This is a genomic window from Pseudomonas sp. AFG_SD02_1510_Pfu_092 (assembly GCF_003331055.1).
Lineage (GTDB): Bacteria > Pseudomonadota > Gammaproteobacteria > Pseudomonadales > Pseudomonadaceae > Aquipseudomonas.
This window is the reverse complement of the sequence record NZ_PUQD01000062.1, coordinates 1-22,392: the sequence shown is the minus strand read 5'-3', so window position 1 is coordinate 22,392 and position 22,392 is coordinate 1. Positions and strand designations below refer to the sequence as shown.

Annotated in this window: 14 protein-coding genes; 6 read left to right on the top strand and 8 right to left on the bottom strand. The window is 65.0% G+C overall.

Annotation, left to right across the window (positions count from 1 at the left end; translation table 11 throughout):
- The first annotated feature begins 48 nt into the window (after positions 1-48).
- Positions 49-2,868 carry a DUF6543 domain-containing protein gene (locus C6A77_RS21295; RefSeq protein ID WP_114171246.1) on the top strand — a complete coding sequence of 940 codons (2,820 nt, stop codon included), beginning with the start codon at positions 49-51 and terminating at the stop codon, positions 2,866-2,868.
- Here C6A77_RS21295 and C6A77_RS21290 read toward each other — a convergent pair.
- The 8 genes from C6A77_RS21290 to glnE form a co-directional block, all read right to left on the bottom strand.
- Positions 2,829-4,271, bottom strand: coding sequence for a lipopolysaccharide kinase InaA family protein (locus C6A77_RS21290; protein ID WP_114171245.1), 1,443 nt, complete (start codon positions 4,269-4,271; stop codon positions 2,829-2,831). The genes C6A77_RS21295 and C6A77_RS21290 overlap by 40 nt on opposite strands.
- Entirely contained in the window at positions 4,271-5,023 is a 753-nt protein-coding gene (locus C6A77_RS21285; RefSeq protein WP_114171244.1) for a lipopolysaccharide kinase InaA family protein, read from the bottom strand. Before C6A77_RS21285 ends, C6A77_RS21290 begins: the two co-directional genes overlap by 1 nt.
- Complete coding sequence (locus C6A77_RS21280; protein ID WP_114171243.1) at positions 5,020-5,754, bottom strand: lipopolysaccharide kinase InaA family protein; 735 nt, start codon at positions 5,752-5,754, stop codon at positions 5,020-5,022. The genes C6A77_RS21285 and C6A77_RS21280 overlap by 4 nt, the downstream gene beginning before the upstream one ends.
- Complete coding sequence (gene rfaP, locus C6A77_RS21275) at positions 5,754-6,560, bottom strand: lipopolysaccharide core heptose(I) kinase RfaP (protein WP_114171242.1); 807 nt, start codon at positions 6,558-6,560, stop codon at positions 5,754-5,756. The genes C6A77_RS21280 and rfaP overlap by 1 nt, the downstream gene beginning before the upstream one ends.
- Positions 6,557-7,681 (bottom strand): glycosyltransferase family 4 protein, encoded by a 1,125-nt coding sequence (locus C6A77_RS21270; RefSeq protein WP_114171241.1) that lies wholly within the window; start codon positions 7,679-7,681, stop codon positions 6,557-6,559. The genes rfaP and C6A77_RS21270 overlap by 4 nt, the downstream gene beginning before the upstream one ends.
- The gene (gene waaC / locus C6A77_RS21265) at positions 7,681-8,739 is read right to left on the bottom strand and encodes a lipopolysaccharide heptosyltransferase I (RefSeq protein WP_114171240.1); all 1,059 of its coding nucleotides are present in this window, start codon (positions 8,737-8,739) and stop codon (positions 7,681-7,683) included. Before waaC ends, C6A77_RS21270 begins: the two co-directional genes overlap by 1 nt.
- Complete coding sequence (gene waaF / locus C6A77_RS21260; protein WP_114171239.1) at positions 8,740-9,789, bottom strand: lipopolysaccharide heptosyltransferase II; 1,050 nt, start codon at positions 9,787-9,789, stop codon at positions 8,740-8,742.
- Between the two features lie 201 nt (positions 9,790-9,990).
- Entirely contained in the window at positions 9,991-12,924 is a 2,934-nt protein-coding gene (glnE, locus tag C6A77_RS21250) for a bifunctional [glutamate--ammonia ligase]-adenylyl-L-tyrosine phosphorylase/[glutamate--ammonia-ligase] adenylyltransferase (RefSeq protein ID WP_114171238.1), read from the bottom strand.
- Between the two features lie 383 nt (positions 12,925-13,307).
- Here glnE and aceE point away from each other — a divergent pair, with 383 nt between their 5' ends.
- The 5 genes from aceE (at position 13,308) to C6A77_RS21215 (ending at position 22,263) form a co-directional block, all read left to right on the top strand.
- The gene (aceE, locus tag C6A77_RS21245; protein ID WP_114171237.1) at positions 13,308-15,953 is read left to right on the top strand and encodes a pyruvate dehydrogenase (acetyl-transferring), homodimeric type; all 2,646 of its coding nucleotides are present in this window, start codon (positions 13,308-13,310) and stop codon (positions 15,951-15,953) included.
- Positions 15,954-15,966: 13 nt separating this feature from the next.
- Positions 15,967-17,610, top strand: a complete 1,644-nt coding sequence (gene aceF, locus C6A77_RS21240) for a dihydrolipoyllysine-residue acetyltransferase (RefSeq protein WP_114171236.1) — start codon at positions 15,967-15,969, stop codon at positions 17,608-17,610.
- 501 nt (positions 17,611-18,111) lie between these two features.
- Positions 18,112-20,802: an EAL domain-containing protein gene (locus tag C6A77_RS21225; protein WP_114171233.1), complete on the top strand. Its 2,691-nt coding sequence runs from the start codon at positions 18,112-18,114 to the stop codon at positions 20,800-20,802.
- 165 nt (positions 20,803-20,967) lie between these two features.
- Complete coding sequence (gene msrA, locus C6A77_RS21220) at positions 20,968-21,636, top strand: peptide-methionine (S)-S-oxide reductase MsrA (protein ID WP_114171232.1); 669 nt, start codon at positions 20,968-20,970, stop codon at positions 21,634-21,636.
- A gap of 3 nt (positions 21,637-21,639) precedes the next feature.
- Entirely contained in the window at positions 21,640-22,263 is a 624-nt protein-coding gene (locus C6A77_RS21215) for a glutathione S-transferase (RefSeq protein ID WP_114171231.1), read from the top strand.
- Positions 22,264-22,392 lie beyond the last annotated feature (129 nt).

Below are 22,392 nucleotides of genomic sequence, written 5' to 3'. Positions count from 1 at the left end.
TCGGCCCCTCTGCACATGCTCGGCTTCTTTTTGCCAAGGAGCCACAGCATGACCCCCCTGCAACGTCTTGAAGCCCTGGACACCCGCATCGCAGACCTGCAACAGGGCCAACCCGAGCTGGATACCGGGCTCGCGCCAGCGGCGCGGCGCCAACGTTTTTTCAGTGACCTGGCGCTGTTCTGGCGCCAGCCTGGCGAGAATCGCCAAAGCCGGCTGCAGCGCCTGCAGCAGCTGCGCCGCGAGCAATTGCTGGCAGAACTGGAGCTACGCCTTGCCGACCGGACCCTCGGCGACGACCACATCGTGCTGCTGCGCACCTGCCTGGAGTTGCCACTGCCCTGGCAGCGGCAGCACCTGCCTGCCGAGCACCGGACCCAGCTCTATCGCCCGGTGTTCAGCAGCCTCAGCCCGCACCGCCGCCTGGCGCTGCCCGGCGCACTGGTGCTGGTTGCCGATGGCCCGCCCGGCACGGATGCCCTACCCGGTGTCAGCAGCGGCAAAGCCCTGCTGTGCAGCGTCTCGCACGGCATCGAAGCGTTCAGCAACCTGGCTGAATTGCACGTCGAACTCTGCGAGCGGCTGGATGATCCGTTGCAAAGCGAGCCATTGCTGCAGCTGCTGCCGCGCGCTGAGGACCGCCAGTTGATCCAGCGTGCCGACCGTTTGCGCTATGAATGGTTTGTCGAGGATATGCTCGGCCAGCAGGCGAGCGACCTGGTCAATGCCCAGCACGAGCGCCTGACGCTCGCCTGGCACACCGCCTGGCAGCAGGGCCAGGCGCCCGATACCGACGCCTTCAAGCAGATACTGACCGCGCAACAGCAACTGCTTGGCCTGATGGGCAGCCAGCGCGCGTTGGCCACCCGCTACGCACTGCTGCTGGAAAAGCACCTGCCAGGCTGGCTACGCAAGGCCCCCGTGCACGGCCTTGCGCACATCATGCAAACCCTGCAGGAGCTTGCAGGTGCCGTTACCCAGGCCTCGGCACCCGGCATCCTTACCCTGCAGCAGTTCAACGACCGCAACCACCTTTTGGCTTGGGTGCGTACCCGCCTGGGCGAAACACTGCGGCGGGAATTCGGCATCCAGAGGCCTGCCGAAACCATCCGCATCCATGTCACCCTGGCCCGGCGGCGAGGCCCGCTGGTGAACCCGCTGTCGCCTTCGAGCTATATCGCGGCGGCCAGCCGCCCGCAGGTTGGCGATACCGTCGAAATGGTAGCGGTCAGCTACCGCCTCGACGAACTGGCCCTGCTCAATATCGCCTGGTTCGACGTGGACTACTGGCTGACCGCCCGGGTGCAGGACGAGGACGGCAACGCCCTGCCCAACCTGACACCCCAACAGGTCAAACAACTGGTGCGATCACTCGACGCCGGGGGCAGCTATATCCGCTACCTGCAGCAGCACCTGATCGACTCCGCCGCCGGGCGCTGGCGCATGGAGGCACATGGCAACATCAACCGCGCCCGCATGCGCGCCGAGGCGGCCAAGGCGCGTTACGCCGGGCACTTTCTGAACGACCCTGGGGAACTGGGCTATCGCTGGGTCAAGGCCGTCACCGATTACCCGGACAGCAATTGGCGCCCTACCATCGAAGGGCACCGCATCGTGGTCCGCCAACTGCTCATCGACGGCAATACCCTGCAAGGCGTGCTGTTGCTCAACGCCGAAGCCGCCAGCGTCAATGCGCTGGTGCTGTACACCCCCGACGCCCCTGATCGCCGCGCCTGGCGCGGTTTCCGCAATACCCGCGAGCTGCTGCGGGCCTTGCGCAGCACGCCGGCATTGCGCCAATACCTGATTCAGCGTGCGCCTCACGCCAATGCCGAACGCCTCGAAAAACTGCTGAGCAAAGGTCGCCTGGGGCCATATGTGCAAAGGCCGTTCATCAACGGCGATCTTTACGCAGCCTGTTACCGGGCAGAAGTGCAGGCGCTGATGGCCGAGGCCGATGCCAACAGCCGCAGCAACCAGGAAGTGCTGGGCGAATTCGGCCTGACCACCTTGCGCCTGATCCTCGACCTGGTCAGCCTGGTGCTGCCTGCGCCCGCCATGTCGGCGCTGGCGTTCGGGCGGATGGCCATTTCCATCTGGGACGGCCTGGAAGCGATGCAAAGCAATGACCTCGAAGCAGCCTTGCACCATGCCATCGCCGCGCTCAGCCACACCACCGACGGGCTCAACAGCTTCGCCGGCTCGACGCTGATGCGCAGGGCCTTGCGCGGCCTGCCACCGCAGCCGCCGCGGCCGTTGCCGCAAACCCAGGCAGTGGCCATCGACACCAGCAAACTGCGTTACCGTATCGATGGCGTTCATGGCGAGGAGGTCTACGAACAGGTCGGCGCCACAACCGGCCCGGACCGCTACTTCATCAAAGACCGCGACGGGCGGGTATACACCGTCAACTTCGATGGCCTGCGCTGGCGAGCGCTGGACCCAAGACAACCAGATGCCTACGTGCAGCTGCCGCTCAAACGCCTGCGCGATGGCACCTGGGTGGTCGACTCACCGGTGCTCTGGCACGACGGCCTGCCTGACTTGCCCCAGCTGTTTGCGGATTGCCGCCTGCAACCGGCACTTGACGGGGTACCAGTGGCAGCGGAGCAAGGTATTCACGATGCCGACGGCCAGCTCTATCTGCTGCTGGCGGGCGAACAGCTACCGGTGCGTCGGCACCTGCTGCCGGGCCATTACCACCTGATCATGGCCGAACACGCCCTGGGCGCGGTACACGCCTGGGCAGTGCTGCGCCGTCAGGACAACCAGTGGCGCATTCGCGTACGCCAGCCGGGCCGCAGCAGCGACTGGCTGGCGCTGCCCGCAGGTTACTCGGAAAGCCGTGGCAGCAGCCGGTCCAGCCGCTGATGCAAGGCACTGTCACTCGGCCAGTTGCGCAACAGGCGCGCCCGATCACGGGCGTAGGCCGGGGCGAAACTAAGCTGGGTGGCATGCTGGCACATGGCGTCAAGGTCGATCAGCGACCATTGGCCGTTGTCCCAGAACAGGTTGTGGCCCTTGAAGTCGCCGTGGCTGATGCGCTCGCGAATCAGCTGCTGCATCACCTGCACCAGCGCATCCACCTGCTCCTCGGGGGCATCGCCATTGTCCACGTACGGGGCAAAGCACTCGGTCAGGTCCGGACCATCGATATACTCGGTGACCAGGTAGGCACGGCTGCGCAGGCCCATCACCCGCTGCTCCAGCACCGCGAGTGGACGCGGCGTGGCAATGTCGAGAAACGCCAGGCGATGCCCTTCGATCCACGAATGCCAGGCCCGGCTCGGGCGCCAGAAGCGCTTGAACCAGTGCGCGGTGTTCTTGATGTTGTAGCGCTTGAGCACCAGCGTGCGGCCGCCAACCTCGATGCGTGCCACGCTGGCCGCACCCCCGGTCTTGTACAGGTGGCCCTGGTCGATCAGCGCGTCGGCCTGCTCCAGCACCGGCAGCAGCGCTGCGACCTCGTTGCGGCGGATTGCCCGCAAGCCGGACAGGCTGCGCTCGACACTGAACAGGCTGCATTCGCGGCCGGCCTTTTCCAGGTAGTCCTTCTGGCGCCAGCTACGCACCTTGTCCACCTGCTTCTGCAACGCTTCCAGCGGTAGCGCATGCTCGGCATTGGCCAGCAGGTAGTGCACCAGCAATTCTTCGATGAACGGTTCCAGGCGCTTGGGCAACTGGGCGAAGAATACCCCGAGGTTTTCCAGCACACGCGGGCGCGACAACTGCTGGCCCGGGGTTTCGGCCTTGATCCCGGCACCGTCGATCAGGTACAGCTTGCCGCCGTGGCGCAGCAGGTTGTCCAGGTGCAGGTCTTCCTGCCACAGGCCTTGGGCGTGCATGTGCGCGACAGCGGTAAGCGCCTCGCCCAGCACCAGGTGCTGCTCGTCGGCCAGCACCGGCAGGTTTTCCACTGCCGCCCAGGCATCGGCCAGGCTTTCGGCGCCGTCGAGGAATTCGAACAGCAGCCAGCCGCCCTCGCCTTCCTTGAGGCCATCGGCCAGCAGCTTGGGCGTGGTCAGGCCCTGCTCGGCCAGCAGCTTCACGCCGTGCAACTCGCGCTGGAAATGCCGCGCGGCGTTGCCACCGACCAGCAGCTTGGCCAGCACCGGGGTGCCGCGCCACACGCCAGCGCCCACATAGCGCTGGCCTGGCAGCACGCGCAGCAGGCTGAGCAGTTGCAGGTCAGCCGCGCCGGCGGCATCGGCCAGGGTAATGCTCAGGGGCAACGAAGGGCTGCGCCCGGCCTCTTTCAATTCAGACAAACGCATCAGCGGGCCTCTTTTTCACGACGGCGTTGCGTCAGGCGTTGCAGCCAGGTATCGACCAGCGTGCCATCGGCCGGCTGCGCCAGGTAGCTGGCCAGCAATGTACGCACATCCTGCTCGCCCCAGACCGGGGCGCGGCGCAGCAGCGGTTCCAGGTCCTTGAGGCGGTCACGCATGCCGAACAGCAAGGGTCGGGTCTTTTCCAGGTCGATCAGTTGCGCGTCCCAGCCATCGCGACGCTGGCGCAAAAAGATGTGCTTGGGGTAGAAGCAGCCATGCACCTGGCCGGCACTGTGCAGGGTACGCGCCAGCTGGCCGCAGGCCTGCAATATGTTATTGCGTGCAGCATCGCCCAGTTGTGGCCACCGCGCCAGCAGGCTGTCGAGGTCGGCCCAGTCGTCCAGGGCGCGGGTCATCAGAATCGCGCGATGCTGGCCGCCTTGCTTGCGCTCACCGTAGAACACCGCCTGCATGGCCGGAATGTGCAGCTTCTGGTAACGGCTGATGTTGCGGAATTCGCGGGCGAAGGTCGGTTCGCCGAACGGCCGGTGCAGGGTACGGGTCAGGTAGTCGCTCTGGCGCTTGAGGTAGTAGCCCTTGCCTTCGAGTTCCAGGCGGAACACGCTGCTCCAGCCGCCACGGCCGGTGTTCGGCTCATCCACGGCATCCAGTTGCAGCGCCCACAGCGCCTCGAAGTCGTCCAGGCCATGGCGTTTGAGCAGCGCGAGGTCGGCGCTGGCCAGGTAGTCGGTCATTCCCTTCCCTCGAAAAAGCCCAGCACCTGGCGAATGCGCTTCTTGTCGCGCACATTCAGCCGGTCGCGGCCACGGTATTGCAGGTAGAAGCGCAGGCGCTGGGTCGCCGACAGGTGGTATTTGGCCACCTTGTCCAGGCACGCCAGGTCCTTGATCATCCGGTGCCGCCACATGAAGCCGCGCCAGAAGTCGCCAGTGGGGCAGTCGATAAAGAACAGCGTGACCTGGTCGTCGACCAGCAGGTTGCGCCATTTCAAATCATTATGGGCAAAGCGGTGCTGGTGCATGACCCGGGTGTGGCGCGCCAGCTGGCTGCTGACATGCCCGACCCAGGCGCGATCGGCCAGCCGCGCATCGTTGCGCTCGGCCAGCGCCGACAGGTCTTCGGTGTTCGGCAACTCACGGGTAATCATCGCGCCACGGCCGAAGGCCAGGCCATTGCGCTCCAGGCCCCAGGCCACCACTTCGGCGGTGGGGATGCCCCACTTGGCGAACTGCTTGAGGTTCTGCCACTCGGCCTTGATCCGCGGCCGGCCCAGGTAGCGGCGCATGTGCTTGCCGGCCCCGGTGTAGCGCTTGACGTAGTAGTTCACCCCGTCCCGCGTGATACGCACCACTTCGCTGAGCGGGTCGCGGGTCAGGCGCTCGCCTTGCAGGGCAAACACCGCCTCCAGGCTGCCGAAATCCGCCGCCAGGTGCTCGTAGCCCGGCGCCAGGGTCCAGGCCGCCATCAGAGTGCATCCCCGTAACGTTGCTTGCGGTCGTAGAGTTTCTGCGCCTTGCGCTCCAGCCAGGCGAGCAGTGCGGCTTCATCCTGGAGAATCTGCCGCAGCGGGCGCTGGAAGTAACCGCGCAGGAAACGCAGCTTGTCGCGTTGGGTCAGGCCGATGTCCAGAGCCGAGAAGTACAGCGCGGCCAGGTCCTTGTCACGCCAGCGGCGGCTGATTTTCGCCCGGGTTTGCGCACGGTGCAGGTCGATTACCGACAGCCTGAAGTCGTCTGCCGTCACCGGCCGGTCGGTGTGCAGCAGGAAGTGACAGATGTAGCAGTCGCGGTGGTTGACCCCGGCGCGGTGCATGCCGCCGGTCATCTTCGCCACTTCGGCGATAAGCGCGCGCTTCAGGCGCGGTTCGGGCGGCTGCCTGACCCAGTCGATGCTGAAGTCTTCCAGGCTGATGGTCGGCGCCAGCTCTTCGGTGATGATGAACGAATGCTGCGCCGCCGGGTTGCTGCCACGCTCGCCGTAGGCCACCGCAGTCATGGTCGGCACATTCGCTTCATGCAGGCGCTGGATGGCCTGCCATTCCTGGCCGGCACCAAGCACCGGCAGCTTGGCGGTAAACAGGTTCTTGAAGATCTCGCCCCAGCCGATGCCACGGTGGATCTTGACGAAGAAGCCCTCGCCCGCGACCTCGGTGCGCAGCGTGCGGCGCCCCTCCAGCTCGCGGTACACCTCGCCTTGCAGCGCTTCCACGGCGTCGAAGGCATCACGCCCGGCCCACAGGCGCTTGAACGGTTCGGCCAGTATCAGCTTCATGCGCACTCCTGCCCCAGGATCACATCGGCAGCGTGCTGCGGCATGCTGTACAGGTCGGCGGTCTCGGCAAACGCCAGGCCGTTGCGCGACCAGCTGGCACGGGCCTGCGGGTCTTCGAGCATGCGTTGCAGGTAGCGGCTGAGCTGTTCCTGCTCGAACGGCTCGTCCAGCACCAGGCCGCAATCGGCCTCGGCAATGTAGTGGGCGTAGCCACACACCTTGGACACCAGCACCGGCAGGCCGGCCACCAGCGCTTCGAGCAGCACCGTGCCGGTGTTCTCGTTGTACGCTGGATGAATCAGCAGGTCGGCACCCAGCAGGAAGCGCGGAATGTCGCTGCGGCCCTTGAGGAACTGCACCTGCTCGCCCAGGCCCAAGGTAGCGCTTTGCAGCTGGAACACCTTGGGGTCGTCCTGGCCGATCACCATCAACCGGGTGCGCTTGCGCAGCGCCGAAGGCAGCGCGGCCAGAGCCTTGAGGCTGCGGTCCACACCCTTGGTCTTGAAGCCCGAACCAATCTGTACCAGCAACAGGTCGTCAGCGCCCAGGTTGAATTCCTTGCGGAACTCGGCGCGGATCTCGGCGGCGTTGGCCGGCGCGCGGCGGTCCTGGGAAATACCCGGCGGCAGCAGGTGGAAGCGTTCCACCGGGGTGCCGTAGTGCTTGATGAACAGCGGCTGCTGCACTTCGGAAATCATCAGCACTTCGGTGTGCGCATCCTTGGCGAACACGGCACGTTCGTACTCGGCGAAGTGCCGGTAACGGCCCCAGCGGCGGTACAGGCCGCCACGCAGGGTCTGGGCCTTGTCTTCGAAGCAGCCGTCGGCGGCGTAGTACACGTCGAGCCCCGGCATCTTGTTGAAACCGATCAGGCGATCGACCGGGCGCCTGGCCAGGTCGGCAGCCATCCAGGCGCTGAGCTTCTCGTTGCGGCGGTGGTTGAAAATCGCTTTCACCGGTGCCACCAGCACTTCGAAGCCCGGCGGAATGTCGCCCTCCCAGATCAGCGTGTACACGCGGATCTGATGGCCCCGCTTCTGGCATTCCAGGGCAATGCGCATGAAATCGCGCTGCAGCCCGCCGAAGGGGAAATATTTGTAAAGCACGAAAGCCAGTTGCATCAACGGACATCCTCAGCCAGCAGCAACGCGCTCAAGCGGCTCGCCACATGCTCGGGATTCAGGCGAGTGAAGCACAGCGGCCACTCGCGTTTCAGATCGAACCGGCGCAGGTCATCGGCGCTCGGTTTGTAGGTGCATTTCTTCTGCAGGCAGGGCGCGCAGGGCCAGTCACTGGCCTGGTGAATCTGGGTCCGTCCGTAGGCGCCGGTCAGGCCCGGGTTGGTCGGGCCGAACAGCGAAATGGTGGGCACATCGAGTGCCGCCGCCAGGTGGCCGAGGCCGGTATCGACCGCTACGCAGGCTTTTGCCGCCGCCAACACGCGAGCGACGCCGGCAAGGTTCAATTTGGGGAGCACCTGGCAATTGTTCAAGCCCTGGGCGATGCGCTCTGCCCGCGCCTTTTCCGCCGGGTTGCCCCACGGCAGACGCACTTCCAGCTTGCGCCGGCCCATGCGCTCGGCCAGTTCGCGCCAGTAGGCTTCCGGCCAGTGCTTGGTCGCCCAGGTGGTGCCATGCAGGAACACCACGTATGGCGCGGCCGGCGGCAGTTGCAGGCGCTCCAGGTCGAGACCGTAGTTGCCGATGCCTTCCGGCAGGTCGTAGGCCAGGGCCATGGCGAACAGTTGGCGCACCCGCTCCACCGCGTGCTGGCCGGTGGCGACCGACAGGCGTCGGTCATAGAAGCGGCTGGCCCAGCCTTCGCGGGCCGAATAGCGGTCCAGGCCGGCCACCGGCGCTTTCACGTAGCGGGTCAGCCAGGCCGACTTGACCAGGCCCTGGGCGTCGATCACCAAGTCGTACTGGTTCTGCCGCAAACGCTGCTTGAAGGCCTTCCACTCGCCGCTCTTGAGGGTTTGCCAGAGGTTCTTGCGCCAGCGGCGGATGGCCACCGGGATCACCTGGTCGACCGCCGGGTGCCAGCTGGGGATTTCGGCAAAGCCTTCTTCCACCACCCAGTCGAAACGGATACCCGGGATGGCGTGGGCGGCATCGGTAAGCGCCGGCAAGGTGTGGATCACATCACCCAGCGACGAAGTCTTGATGATCAGTACCCGCACTTAGTCGACCTCGGCCACGGCATCGATCAGGTCCGGCCCGCTCAGGCTGTGCAGGGCGGCGATGACCTTGCCCGGTTCCAGCAGGCGCAGGCAGTTGTAGTGGCCGAAGCGGCAGGTGCGGTCGAAGCACGGGCTGCACTCGATACCGGTGCGCACCACTTCCACCTGCTCGGCCAGCGGCGGGGTGAAACCCGGCGAGGTAGAGCCGTACACCGCCACCAGCGGGCGGTTCAGCGCGGCGGCCACGTGCATCAGGCCAGAGTCGTTGGACACCACCGCCTGGGCGCAGGACATCAGGTCGATGGCCTCGGCCAGCGAGGTTTCGCCGGCCAGGTTGGACGATTCTTCACGCAGGCCGGGGATCAGCCGCTCGCGGATCTGCTCGCCGACCGGGTGGTCGTTCTTCGAGCCGAACAGCCACACCTGCCAGCCCTGGCGGATCATCGCGTCGGCGACGCTGGCGTAGTGCTCGGCCGGCCAGCGCTTGGCCTCGCCGAATTCGGCACCGGGGCACAGCGCCAGCACCGGGCGGTCCAGCTCCAGGCCGAACTTGGCCAGGGCGGCGTCGCGGCTTTGCGCTTCGATCTGCAGGCTGGGGCGCGGGTACGGATGCGGCAGCTCGCTGCCCGGCGCGTAGGCCAGAGCCATGAAGCGCTCGATCATCAGTGGGTAGCGGGCCTTGTCCAGCTTGCGCACATCGTTGAGCAGGCCGAAGCGCATTTCGCCGCGCCAGCCGGTGCGCTTGGTGATACCGGCGAAGAACGGTACCAGCGCCGATTTCAGCGAATTGGGCAGCAGGATGGCCTGGTCGTACTGGCCGGCCAGGGACTTGCCGATGCGCCGCCGCGTGGCCAGCTCCAGCGCACCGTGACCGAGCGGGAAGCTCAGCGCCTGGCGTACCTCGGGCATGCGTTCGAGGATCGGCCGGCTCCACTCGGGGGCCAGCACATCGATCACGCAGTCGGGGTGCTGCTGTTTCAGGCACTGGAACAAGGTCTGCGCCATTACCATGTCGCCGACCCAGCTGGGGCCAATGATCAGTATTCTCATGCTTAGTCCAGAAACGCTCGGGGAGGCTACAGGCTGCGGTACAGCCTGGCCTCCCCTCTTTATATTCAGGCTATGTGGCGGAGAGTGTACCACTCGGGCCTGTGGGAGCGGGTTTACCCGCGAACACCGGCGAAGCCGGTGCCACGCATCGCGCCGCTTTCTTCGCGGGTAAACCCGCTCCCACAGGGCCAGCGCAGGGCTTCAAGTCAGGCCCAATTCACCCCAGATCCGCCGCACCTCACGGCGTTCATCGGCAAACTGCGCCGCATCGATCACCCCGGCCTGCTTCTGCAAGGCCTGGCGGTGCGAGGCCGAGCGGAACGCCTTGTACACTTCACGCAACAGCACCGCGTCACTGGCCGGCATCAACCCTGCCTGCTCCAGCTCTTCCAGAATGCGGATGTTATCGGTCCATCGGAGTATGGCCGGGTGGTCATGGGACCAGGCCAAAGCGGCGTATTGCACCATAAATTCGATATCGACGATACCACCGGCATCCTGCTTGATATCGAACGGCACCCCGGCCTCGAAAGCATTGGCTGCGGTACCTGCAGCCGTGGCCTTGGTGCCCAGGTTGTCGCGCATCTTGGCGCGCATTTCGCTCACTTCGCTGCGCAGTTTCTGCAGGTCGCGGGGCTGGCCCAGCACCTGCGCGCGCACGCCTTCGAACGCCGCGCCCACCTGCTTGCAGCCCACCAGCACCCGGGCCCGCACCAGGGCCTGATGCTCCCAGGTCCAGGCTTCGTTCTGCTGGTAGCGCTCGAACGCGCCCAGCGAACTCACCAGCAGGCCCGAGGCCCCGGACGGGCGCAGGCGCATGTCCACGTCATACAGCTGGCCCGAGTTGGTCTGGGTAGCCAGCAAGTGGATGATGCGCTGGCCCAGGCGGGTGAAGAACTGCGCGCCATCGATCGGCTTGGCGCCGTCGGTTTCCGCCTGCGGGTCGCCGTCATGGATGAACACCAGGTCCAGGTCCGAGCCGTGGCCCAGCTCCAGGCCGCCGACCTTGCCGTAACCAATGATGATGAAGCCCGGGTCACACAGGCTGCCGTCGCTGCGCCGGGGCTGGCCATGGCGGGCCACGGTCTGGCGCCAGGCCAGGGCCAGCACCTGGTCGAGGATGGCTTCGGCCAGCCAGGTCAGGTAGTCGCTGACTTTCATCAACGGCAGGTTGCCGCTGATCTCCGAGGCCGCGACCCGCAGGCTGTGCGCCAGCTTGAAGTGCCGCAGCGCCTCCATCTGCTGCTCCAGGTCGTCCTCGGGGATGCGCGTCAGGCGCTCGCGCAGCTCGCTGGCCAGCTCCGGCGCCAGTGGCGGGCTGAACAGCCGGCCTTCGTTGAGCAGCTCGTCGAGCAGCAGCGGGTAGCGGGCGATCTGCTCGGCAATCCACGGGCTGCCCGCGCACAAGGTCAGCAGCCGGCGCAAGGCACCCGGGTTTTCGGTCAGCAGCACCAGGTAGGCAGAACGCCGCGCCACCGCCTCGACCAGCGGCAATACGCGCTCGAGCACCAGGTCGGGGTTGTCATGCTCCACCGCCTGGGCCAGCAAGCGCGGGATGAAAGCATCCAGGCGCTCGCGACCAATGCGCTGCATCGAGCGCAGTTGCGGGCTGGAGCGCAACGCAGCCAGGCGCCGCAGGGCTTCGCCGGGCTGCTGGAAACCAGCCTCTTGCAGCTGGCGGCAGGCCGCTTCTTCGTCCTGTGCCTGTTCCCACAGCGGCGACCATTCACCGCCCACCACCAGCTCGCCTTCACCGTCTTCATCATCCGGGTCGGCGATCACCTGGCGGAAGTGCCAGTCGATGCGGCCACGCCAGTACGTCAGCTGTTCCTGGAAGCGCTGCCAGTCGGCAAAACCAAGCATGTACGCCACCCGTGCCTGGTCGGCTTCGCTTTCGGGCAGCATCTGCGTCTGCCGGTCGGCAATCGCCTGAATCGCGTGCTCGGTATAACGCAGGAACTCATAACCCTCGCGCAGCTCGGCAACCACTGCCGGCGGCAGGTAGCCCTGGCCTTCGAGGGTGGCCAGCACTTTCAGCAGCGGCCGCTGTTGCAGGCTGAGATCGCGGCCACCGTGGATCAGCTGGAAGGCCTGGGCGATGAACTCCACCTCGCGGATGCCGCCGGCACCCAGCTTGATGTTGTCGGCCATGCCCTTGCGCCGCACTTCCTGCTGGATCAGCTGCTTCATGGTGCGCAGCGCTTCGATCGCGGAAAAGTCCAGGTAACGGCGGTAGACGAATGGTCGCAGCATTTCCTGCAGCTGCGCGCCGGCAGCCTGGTCACCGGCCACCACCCGCGCCTTGATCATTGCATAGCGTTCCCAGTCTCGGCCCTGGTCCTGGTAGTACTGCTCCAGGGCATTGAAGCTGAGCACCAGCGCACCCGCCGAACCATAGGGGCGCAGGCGCATGTCGACACGGAACACGAAGCCATCGACGGTGACCGGGTCCAGCGCCTTGATCAGCCGCTGGCCCAGGCGGGTGAAGAACTCCTGGTTATCCAGCGAGCGCTTCACCCCCTCGGTTTCGCCGCCTTCGGGGAAGGCGAAGATCAGGTCGATGTCCGACGACAGGTTCAGCTCCACCGCGCCCAGCTTGCCCATGCCCAGCACCACCATGTGCTGCGGCTGGCCGCTGCGGTTGCCGATCGGCGTACCGAACTGCTGGCAGTGGCGCGGGTACAGCCACTGGTAGGCTTCGTCGATGGCGGCATCGGCCAGGTCGGACAGGTCGCGGCAGGTTTCGCCCAGCTCGGCCTGGCGGGTGATGTCGCGCCAGATGATGCGCAACTGCTGGCGGTTGCGTTCGCGGCGCAGGTTGCGCGCCAGCTCGTCTTCGCTCTGCGCCGCCTGGGCCGTGGCGGCGATGTGCGCGCGCAGTTCACCGGCAGCGTAGCGCCGGTCCAGCTCGCCGCTGGCCAGCAGGCCGAACAGCATGGCCGGCTCGCGGCGGGCCAGGCCGAGAACGAAGTCGCTGGCCGCGGCCACCTGGTCGAACTGTTGCCGATGCAGCGGGCTCCAGGTGTGCAGGTCGAGTTCCGGGTGGGCAGCCACGGCGTCGCTGAGGAATTGCAGGTTGCGAATGATCAGCGGCTGCAAGGTGGCGGGCAGATCGGACGGCAAAGGTAGGCGCATGGTCTATCCTTGATCGGCGTGAAAGAGAGGGGAACAAGCGGCCAAGGGGAAGCCGGACCACGGTTGGACTGTCGTACAAAAGTTGGAAATAGCTGAAAGAAACGTAAATTTGGTAGAAAACATCAAGAATTACCCGCTCGCGACACAACGCCAACCAACATGAACGTTTTTCCTCACAAGCCAGCATGCGACGAAACGTCGCACAAATGTAGTTTTACTACTACTCGTGTCGTGTAAAAGCATGAAATGCGAAAGCAAATGTAGTAAAACTACACGGCGCCGGAGGACACCCCGGTAATCCAAGAATTCACGACGTCTGCCCATAAGGCCAGTCGCAACTTCAGGCAATCGATTCTGGTTGCCTTTCCGCCCTGGAGCAAGCCATGCAAGACCTCGATCCAATCGAAACCCAGGAATGGCTGGATGCCCTGGAGTCGGTCCTCGACAAAGAAGGCGAAGACCGCGCTCATTACCTGATGACCCGTATGGGCGAGCTGGCCACCCGCAGTGGCTCCCAGCTGCCGTATGCGATCACCACGCCATACCGCAACACCATCCCTGTCACCCACGAAGCACGCATGCCTGGCGACCTGTTCATGGAACGCCGCATTCGCTCGATGGTGCGTTGGAACGCCCTGGCCATGGTCATGCGTACCAACCTGAAAGACTCGGACCTGGGCGGACACATCTCCAGCTTCGCCTCCAGCGCCACCCTGTACGACATCGGCTTCAACTACTTCTTCCAGGCCCCGACCGAAGAACACGGCGGCGACCTGATCTTCTTCCAGGGCCACGCTTCGCCAGGCGTCTACGCCCGTGCCTTCATGGAAGGGCGCATCAACGAAGAGCAGATGAACAACTTCCGTCAGGAAGTGGACGGCAAAGGCCTGTCTTCGTACCCGCACCCATGGCTGATGCCTGACTTCTGGCAGTTCCCGACCGTATCGATGGGTCTGGGCCCGATCCAGGCCATCTACCAGGCACGCTTCATGAAGTACCTGGAAGCCCGTGGCTTCATCCCGGCCGGCAAGCAGAAGGTCTGGTGCTTCATGGGCGACGGCGAGTGCGACGAGCCGGAATCCCTGGGCGCAATCGCCCTGGCCGGCCGCGAGAAGCTGGACAACCTGATCTTCGTCATCAACTGCAACCTGCAGCGCCTCGACGGCCCGGTTCGCGGCAACGGCAAGATCATCCAGGAACTCGAAGGCGTGTTCCGTGGCGGTGGCTGGAACGTCAACAAGGTCGTCTGGGGCCGCTTCTGGGACCCACTGTTCGCCAAGGACACCAACGGTGCCCTGCAGCGCCGCATGGACGAAGTCATCGACGGCGAATACCAGAACTACAAAGCCAAAGACGGCGCGTACGTTCGCGAGAACTTCTTCAACACCCCAGAACTCAAGGCCATGGTCGAAGACCTGTCCGACGAAGAGATCTGGAAGCTCAACCGTGGCGGCCATGACCCGTACAAGGTCTACGCGGCGTACCACCAGGCGGTCAACCACAAGGACCAGCCTACCGTCATCCTGGCCAAGACCATCAAGGGTTACGGTACCGGTGCCGGCGAAGCCAAGAACACCGCGCACAACACCAAGAAGGTCGACGTCGACAGCCTGCGTCACTTCCGTGACCGCTTCGACATCCCGGTCAAGGATGCGGACCTGGAGAACCTGCCGTTCTTCAAGCCGGAAGAAGGTTCTGCCGAAGCCAAGTACCTGGCCGAGCGTCGTGCTGCCCTGGGCGGTTTCGTACCTCAGCGCCGTGCCAAGAGCTTCAGCGTGCCGACCCCGCCACTGGAAACGCTGAAAGCGATCCTGGACGGCTCGGGCGACCGCGAAATTTCCACCACCATGGCCTTCGTGCGGATTCTGGCGCAGCTGGTCAAGGACAAGGAAATCGGCCAGCGCATCGTCCCGATCATCCCGGACGAAGCCCGTACCTTCGGTATGGAAGGCATGTTCCGCCAGCTGGGCATCTACTCGTCGGTCGGCCAGCTCTACGAGCCAGTCGATAAAGACCAGGTGATGTTCTACCGCGAAGACAAGAAGGGCCAGATCCTCGAGGAAGGCATCAACGAAGCCGGCGCCATGTCGTCGTTCATCGCTGCCGGTACCTCGTACAGCTGCCACAACCAGCCGATGCTGCCGTTCTACATCTTCTACTCGATGTTCGGCTTCCAGCGCATTGGCGACCTGGCCTGGGCCGCTGGCGACAGCCGCACCCGTGGCTTCCTGATCGGCGGTACCGCCGGCCGTACCACCCTCAACGGTGAAGGCCTGCAGCACGAAGACGGTCACAGCCACATGATGGCGGGCACCATCCCGAACTGCCGCACCTACGATCCAACCTACGGCTACGAGCTGGCGGTGATCATCCAGGACGGCATGAAGAAGATGACCGAAGAGCAACAGGACATCTTCTACTACATCACCGTGATGAACGAATCCTACCAGCAGCCAGCCATGCCGGCTGGTGTCGAGGAAGGCATCATCAAGGGCATGTACCTGCTGGAAGAAGACACCCGCGAAGCCGCGCACCACGTACAGCTGATGGGCTCCGGCACCATCCTGCGCGAAGTCCGCGAAGCGGCGAAGATCCTGCGTGAAGAGTTCAACGTCGGTGCCGACGTGTGGAGCGTCACCAGCTTCAACGAACTGCGTCGCGACGGCCTGGCCGTGGAACGCGCCAACCGCCTGAAGCCTGGCCAGAAGCCACAGCAGACCTACGTCGAGCAGTGCCTGAACGGTCGCAAAGGCCCGGTCATCGCCTCCACCGACTACATGAAGCTGTTCGCCGAGCAGATTCGCCAGTGGGTACCGAGCAAAGAGTTCAAGGTCCTGGGTACCGACGGTTACGGTCGCAGCGACAGCCGCAAGAAGCTGCGTCACTTCTTCGAAGTCGACCGCCACTTCGTGGTGCTGGCTGCCCTGGAAGCCCTGGCTGACCGCGGCGAGATCGAACCAAAGGTTGTTGCAGACGCTATCGTCAAGTTCGGTATCGACCCGGACAAGCGCAACCCACTGGACTGCTGAGGAGTATTTTTAAGTGAGCGAACTCATTCGCGTACCTGACATCGGCAGCGGTGAAGGTGAAATCATCGAGCTGTTCGTCAAGGTCGGTGATCGTATCGAGGCTGACCAGAGCCTGCTGACCCTGGAGTCCGACAAGGCCTCCATGGAGATCCCGGCGCCGAAAGCCGGCGTCATCAAGGAACTGAAGGTCAAGCTGGGCGACCGCCTGAAAGAAGGCGACGAGCTGCTGGTGCTGGAAGCCGAGGGCGCCGCTGCTGCGGCCCCTGAGGCGCCTGCCGCTGCCCCGGCCCAGGCTGCTGCGCCGGCTGCGGCCGCCGAAGCCGCTGCGGCCCCTGCTGCGGCCGCAGCCCCGGCTGCTGCCAGTGTGCAGGACATCCACGTGCCGGACATCGGCTCGTCGGGCAAGGCCAAGATCATCGAAGTGCTGGTCAAGGTCGGCGACACCGTCGAAGCCGACCAGTCGCTGATTACCCTGGAGTCCGACAAGGCTTCCATGGAAATCCCGTCGCCGGCTGCCGGCGTGGTCGAAGAAGTACTGTGCAAACTGGAAGACGAAGTCGGCACTGGCGACCTGATCTTCAAGCTCAAGGTTGCTGGCGCGGCGCCTGCTGCGGCACCGGCTCCGGCCGCCGCAGCTGCCCCGGCCAAGGCTGAAGCTGCCCCGGCCGCCGCGCCTGCCGCTGCCGCCCCGGCTGCTGCCCCTGCTCCGGTCGCCAGCGCACCGGCTGCCGGCAGCAACGCTAAGGTTCACGCAGGCCCGGCGGTTCGCCAGCTGGCCCGTGAATTCGGTGTCGAGCTGGGCGCAGTTGCCGCCACCGGCCCGCACGGTCGCATCCTGAAAGAAGACGTGCAGGTCTACGTCAAGGCGATGATGCAGAAGGCCAAGGAAGCTCCAGCCGCTGCTGGTGCAACCGGCGGCGCCGGCATCCCGCCGATCCCTGCCGTGGACTTCAGCAAGTTCGGTGAAGTGGAAGAAGTGGCCCTGACCCGCCTGATGCAGGTCGGTGCCGCCAACCTGCACCGCAGCTGGTTGAACGTGCCGCACGTGACCCAGTTCGACTCCGCCGACATCACCGAGCTGGAAGCCTTCCGCGTTGCGCAGAAGGCCGTGGCCGAGAAGGCTGGCGTGAAGCTGACCGTGCTGCCACTGCTGCTCAAGGCCTGCGCCTTCCTGCTCAAGGAACTGCCGGACTTCAACAGCTCGCTGGCGCCAAGCGGCAAGGCCATCATTCGCAAGAAGTACGTGCACATCGGCTTTGCCGTGGACACCCCGGACGGCCTGCTGGTCCCTGTGATCAAGAACGTCGACCAGAAGAGCCTGCTGCAACTGGCTGCCGAAGCGGCTGCGCTGGCCGAAAAAGCCCGCACCAAGAAGCTCTCGGCCGACGAGATGCAAGGCGCCTGCTTCACCATCTCCAGCCTCGGCCACATTGGCGGCACCGGCTTCACGCCGATCGTCAACGCGCCGGAAGTGGCTATCCTGGGCGTCTCCAAGGCGACCATGCAGCCGGTCTGGGACGGCAAGGCGTTCCAACCAAAGCTGATGCTGCCGCTGTCGCTGTCGTACGACCACCGTGTCATCAACGGCGCTGCCGCCGCGCGCTTCACCAAGCGCCTGGGCGACGTGCTGGGCGATATTCGCACCATGCTGCTGTAAGGCAGCACACTGCCCCTCCTTGCGAGGGGCAGTCCCCTTTTCGAGCTGCCACGCTCGTACCTCAACCCCGTCGATTGGCGGGGCTTTTTTTTGCCTTGAGAAAGCCCGCCACACAAGGCCCCACAGGATTGCACAAGGCCCACAGGCCACACCAATCTTATGGAAACCAGCATGCCCGCGAAGCAGGCGGCGCGGTGGATGGCACCGACTGCGCCGGTGTTCGCGGGCGCGCCCGCTCCCACAGAGTTGGCGCCAATGTTGCAAAAATTGAGCAAGACAGTTGCTCCCACAAGGTACCGCGATCACCTGTGGGAGCGGCCTTGCGTCGCGAAAGGGCCGTAAGGCGGCCCCAATATTCCCGGCCCGACTACAGAATCTTGCCCACCGGCCGATAACCCGTATACAGCATCACGCATGGCCGCTTGCCAGCCTCCAGGACATGATGCAACCTTGCCAGATCCGCCGCCCCAAGGCCGCGTTCCTTCTTCAAGCGAGTCTTCGATGAAAAGCCAACCCGATGCCGCCAGCCGTGTGGCGGCCGAGGTCGTCACGCAGTTACCCGTGCCCTCGCGGCTCGGCATGCTGCGTTTCGAAAGGCTCAACGAAGCCACCTGGACCATGCTCTACCTCGACCCGGCCTGCGAGCGCCAGTTCGGCCTGCACGCGGGCGAACTGTGTGCCCTGGTAGACGCGCCCTACGCCAGCCTGATGGAACCCGAGGCGCGCTACCGGCTGCACGACGACATTCAGCTGCAACTGGCCCAGCGCGGCTATTACCGCGTGCGCTACACCTTGCACACGCCCAGCGCATCCCTGCGCCTGCTGGAAGCCGGTGAAGCCTACAAGCAGCACAACCGACAGCTGTTGCGCGGTTTCCTGAGCGTGCTCGACGACCACGCCGACGACAGCGGCGAGACCAGCGCCAGCGACCTGGAATCACGCAACAATCGCCTGCAACTGGCCCTGCAACTGAACCAGCGTGCGCAGCAGGAACAACTCCATCACCTGGAACGGGTACGCGGCCAGCAAGACCTGATCCTGCGTCTGGCCCGCCAACGCTACAGCGGCGGCAACTCGCTGGTGGAAGCCGCCCAACTGATCACCCAGAGCGCCTGCGAGATCTACAAGGTCGACAGCGCCAGCATCTGGCACCTGGACGGGCAGCGCCTGGAGCCGATCACTGCCTGGTATCGGGACGCCCAGGAACACCGCCAGCCGGAAGCCATCGATGCCAGCCACTTTCCCGACTACCTCGACGCGCTGCATGCCAGCCGCGCCATCGACGCCCACAATGCCGGTCACGACCCGCGCACCCGGGCTCTGGCGCAAAGCCTGCACCCGGAAAACAAGGCCATGCTCGATGCCAGTATCCGCGTCGATGGCCAGGTGGTCGGCGTGCTGTGCCTGGAGCAGACCGGCCAGGCACGCGCCTGGCAGTCCGACGAAATCGCCTTTGCCGGCGAGCTGGCCGACCAGTTCGCCCAGGTCATTACCAACCACAACCGGCGCACCGCGGCCAGCGCCCTGCACCTGTTCCAGCGTGCGGTCGAACAGAGCGCCAGCGCCTTTCTGCTGGTCAACCGCGACGGTGTGGTGGAGTACGTCAACCCCAGCTTCACCGCCATCACCCAGTACAGCACCGAAGAAGTACAAGGCCGCCACCTGGGCGAGCTGCCGGCGCTGGAAAACCTCAGCGAACTGCTGTTCGACTCGCCGTCGAGCCTGGCCATGGGCAACAGCTGGCAGGGCGAATTCAAGAGCCGGCGCAAGAACCTCGAGCCCTACTGGGGGCAGCTGTCGATCTCCAAGGTGTATGGCGACAACCGTGAACTGACCCATTACATCGGCATCTACGAAGACGTCACCCAGACCAAGCTGGCCCAGCAGCGTATCGAACGCCTGGCCTACACCGACAACCTGACCAACCTCGGCAACCGCCCAGCGTTCATCCGCAGCCTGGACGAACGCTTTGCCCGCGATGGCGAGAACTCGATGTGCCTGCTGCTGGTGGACATCGACAACTTCAAGCGCATCAACGACAGCCTCGGCCACCAGACCGGCGACAAGCTGCTGATCAGCCTGGCCCGGCGCCTGCGCAACAGCCTGCACACCGGCGGCATCCTGGCACGCTTCGCCAGCAACGAGTTCGCCGTGCTGCTCGACGACACCAGCCTGGAAGATGGCCAGGGCGTCGCCCAGCAATTGCTGCGCACCCTCGACAAGCCGATGTTCGTCGATAACCAGTTGATCAACGTGACCGCCTCGGTGGGCCTGGCCTGCGCGCCGCTGCACGGTGCCGACCCGGCCAGCCTGATGAAAAACGCCGGCCTGGCGTTGCACAAGGCCAAGGCCAACGGCAAGCACCAGGTGCAGGTGTTCACCGAAGTGCTCAATGCCGAGGCCAGCTACAAGCTGTTCGTCGAGAACAACCTGCGCCGCGCCCTGACCCAGAACGAGCTGGAGGTGTTCTACCAGCCCAAGCTGTGCCTGCGCAGTGGCCGCCTGCTGGGGCTGGAGGCGCTGCTGCGCTGGAACCACCCCGAGCGCGGCATGATTCGCCCGGACCAGTTCATCAGCGTGGCGGAAGAAACCGGCCTGATCATTCCGATCGGCAAATGGGTGGTACGCCAGTCCTGCCGCATGAGCCAGCAGCTGCGCGCGGCCGGCATGGGCAACCTGCATGTGGCCATCAACCTGTCGCCCAAGCAGTTCTCCGACCCAGACCTGGTGGCATCGATCAGCAGCATCCTCAAGGAAGAAGCCCTGCCCCCGCACCTGCTGGAACTGGAGTTGACCGAAGGCCTGCTGCTGGAAGCCAGCGAAGACACCCACCGCCAGCTGGATGAGCTGAAGGCCCTGGGCCTGACCCTGGCCATGGATGACTTCGGCACTGGTTATTCGTCGCTGAGCTACCTGAAGAAGTTTCCGATCGACATCCTCAAGATCGACCGCAGCTTCATCAATGAAATCCCCGATAACCAGGACGACATGGAAATCACCTCGGCGGTGGTGGCCATGGCCCACAACCTCAAGCTGAAGGTGGTGGCCGAGGGTATCGAGACGCCCGAGCAACTGGCCTTCCTGCGCCGGCACCGTTGCGACGTGGGCCAGGGCTACCTGTTCGACCGGCCGATACCGGGGCGCGAGCTGGCCGAACGGCTGAAGCGCTATCCGCGTGGGCCGCTGGCCTGACAGCCGGGTAAACCTCGGGCACTATAGAACCCATACGGGCCCCTTCGCGGGTAAACCCGCTCCCACAGGTACACCACAATATTCGAAATCTGTGGGGTACCTGTGGGAGCGGGTTTACCCGCGAATGCCCCAGCACCTATTCAACTGACATTCAGAGGAACGGCCATGGTCCTGCGTTCGGAAATCCTGGTGAACAAAAACGTCATGCCTACTGCGGAGCAGGCCCTGCCTGGCCGCGAAACGCCAATGAAGCTGCCCGAGTTCCATTACGTGTTCAAGGACACGCCGCTGCTCGGCCCGTTCTTCGAAGGCGACATCGACTTCGCCATCTTCGGCCTGGGTTGCTTCTGGGGCGCCGAGCGCCGCTTCTGGCAGCGTGAAGGCGTGGTCAGCACCGTGGTCGGCTACGCCGGCGGTTTCACCCCGCACCCCACCTACGAAGAAGTCTGCTCGGGCCTGACCGGCCACACCGAAGTGGTGCTGGTGGTGTTCGACAAGAACCAGGTCAGCTACCGCGAGCTGCTGGCGATGTTCTGGGAACTGCACAACCCGACCCAGGGCATGCGCCAGGGCAACGACATCGGCACCCAGTACCGCTCGGCCATCTACTGCACCAGCCCGGAGCAGCTGGAACAGGCCAAGGCCAGCCGTGACGCCTTCCAGGCCGAACTGAGCAAGGCCGGCTTCGGTGAGATCACCACCGAAATCGACCAGGCGCCGACCGTGTACTTCGCCGAGGCCTACCACCAGCAATACCTGGCCAAGAACCCGGACGGCTACTGCGGCATCGGCGGCACCGGCGTGTGCCTGCCACCCAGCCTGCAGGGTAACTGACACATGAGCACGATGACCCTGTTCCACTCGCCCTTGTCGCCGTTCGTGCGCAAGGTCATGGTGGTGCTGCACGAGACTGGCCAGCTGGAGCGCGTGCAGCTGCAGCCGGTGACCATCAGCCCGGTGAGCGGCGACCCGCAGCTCAACCAGGACAACCCGATCGGCAAGATCCCGGCCCTGCGCCTGGCGGACGGCACTGTGTTGCACGACAGCCGGGTGATCTGCGAGTACCTCGACCAGCAACACGTCGGCCTGCCGCTGCTGCCGCGCGAAGGCTCGGCGCGCTGGCGGCGCATGACCCTGGCTTCGCAGGCCGATGCGATCATGGATGCGGCGGTGTCGAGCCGCTACGAGAGCTTCCTGCGCCCGGAGGAAAAGCGCTGGGAGGGTTGGCTGCAGGCGCAGGGCGACAAGATCCGCCGTAGCCTGGCCAACCTGGAACAGGAGCGCCTGGCCGAGCTGGTGTCCGGCTTCGACCTGGCGGCGATTGGTGTGGCCTGTGCGCTGGGGTATCTGGATTTGCGCCAGCCCGAGTTTGGCTGGCGCGAGCAGCAGCCTGGGTTGGCGGCGTGGTATGCCGAGGTGGTCAAGCGGCCTTCGATGGTTGCCACAGCGCCGGCAGCCTGAAGGGCCTCTTCGCGGGCACGCCCGCTCCCACAGGGGATGCGCCGTACCTGTGGGACCGGGCGTGCCCCCAGACGGCCGCGTGCGATAAACAGCCCCGCATGCCCGCGGGATAATTAATAGCCGGGTTGG

Excerpts from the sequence above, each read along its gene's own strand:
- rfaP (WP_114171242.1), bottom strand. The coding sequence starts at position 6,560 with ATGAAGCTGATACTGGCCGAACCGTTCAAGCGCCTGTGGGCCGGGCGT.
- C6A77_RS21270 (WP_114171241.1), bottom strand. The coding sequence starts at position 7,681 with ATGCAACTGGCTTTCGTGCTTTACAAATATTTCCCCTTCGGCGGGCTG.
- C6A77_RS21215 (WP_114171231.1), top strand. The coding sequence starts at position 21,640 with ATGAGCACGATGACCCTGTTCCACTCGCCCTTGTCGCCGTTCGTGCGC.
- msrA (WP_114171232.1), top strand. The coding sequence starts at position 20,968 with ATGGTCCTGCGTTCGGAAATCCTGGTGAACAAAAACGTCATGCCTACT.
- C6A77_RS21295 (WP_114171246.1), top strand. The coding sequence starts at position 49 with ATGACCCCCCTGCAACGTCTTGAAGCCCTGGACACCCGCATCGCAGAC.
- C6A77_RS21280 (WP_114171243.1), bottom strand. The coding sequence starts at position 5,754 with ATGGCGGCCTGGACCCTGGCGCCGGGCTACGAGCACCTGGCGGCGGAT.
- glnE (WP_114171238.1), bottom strand. The coding sequence starts at position 12,924 with ATGCGCCTACCTTTGCCGTCCGATCTGCCCGCCACCTTGCAGCCGCTG.
- aceE (WP_114171237.1), top strand. The coding sequence starts at position 13,308 with ATGCAAGACCTCGATCCAATCGAAACCCAGGAATGGCTGGATGCCCTG.
- C6A77_RS21225 (WP_114171233.1), top strand. The coding sequence starts at position 18,112 with ATGAAAAGCCAACCCGATGCCGCCAGCCGTGTGGCGGCCGAGGTCGTC.
- C6A77_RS21285 (WP_114171244.1), bottom strand. The coding sequence starts at position 5,023 with ATGACCGACTACCTGGCCAGCGCCGACCTCGCGCTGCTCAAACGCCAT.
- C6A77_RS21290 (WP_114171245.1), bottom strand. The coding sequence starts at position 4,271 with ATGCGTTTGTCTGAATTGAAAGAGGCCGGGCGCAGCCCTTCGTTGCCC.
- waaF (WP_114171239.1), bottom strand. The coding sequence starts at position 9,789 with ATGAGAATACTGATCATTGGCCCCAGCTGGGTCGGCGACATGGTAATG.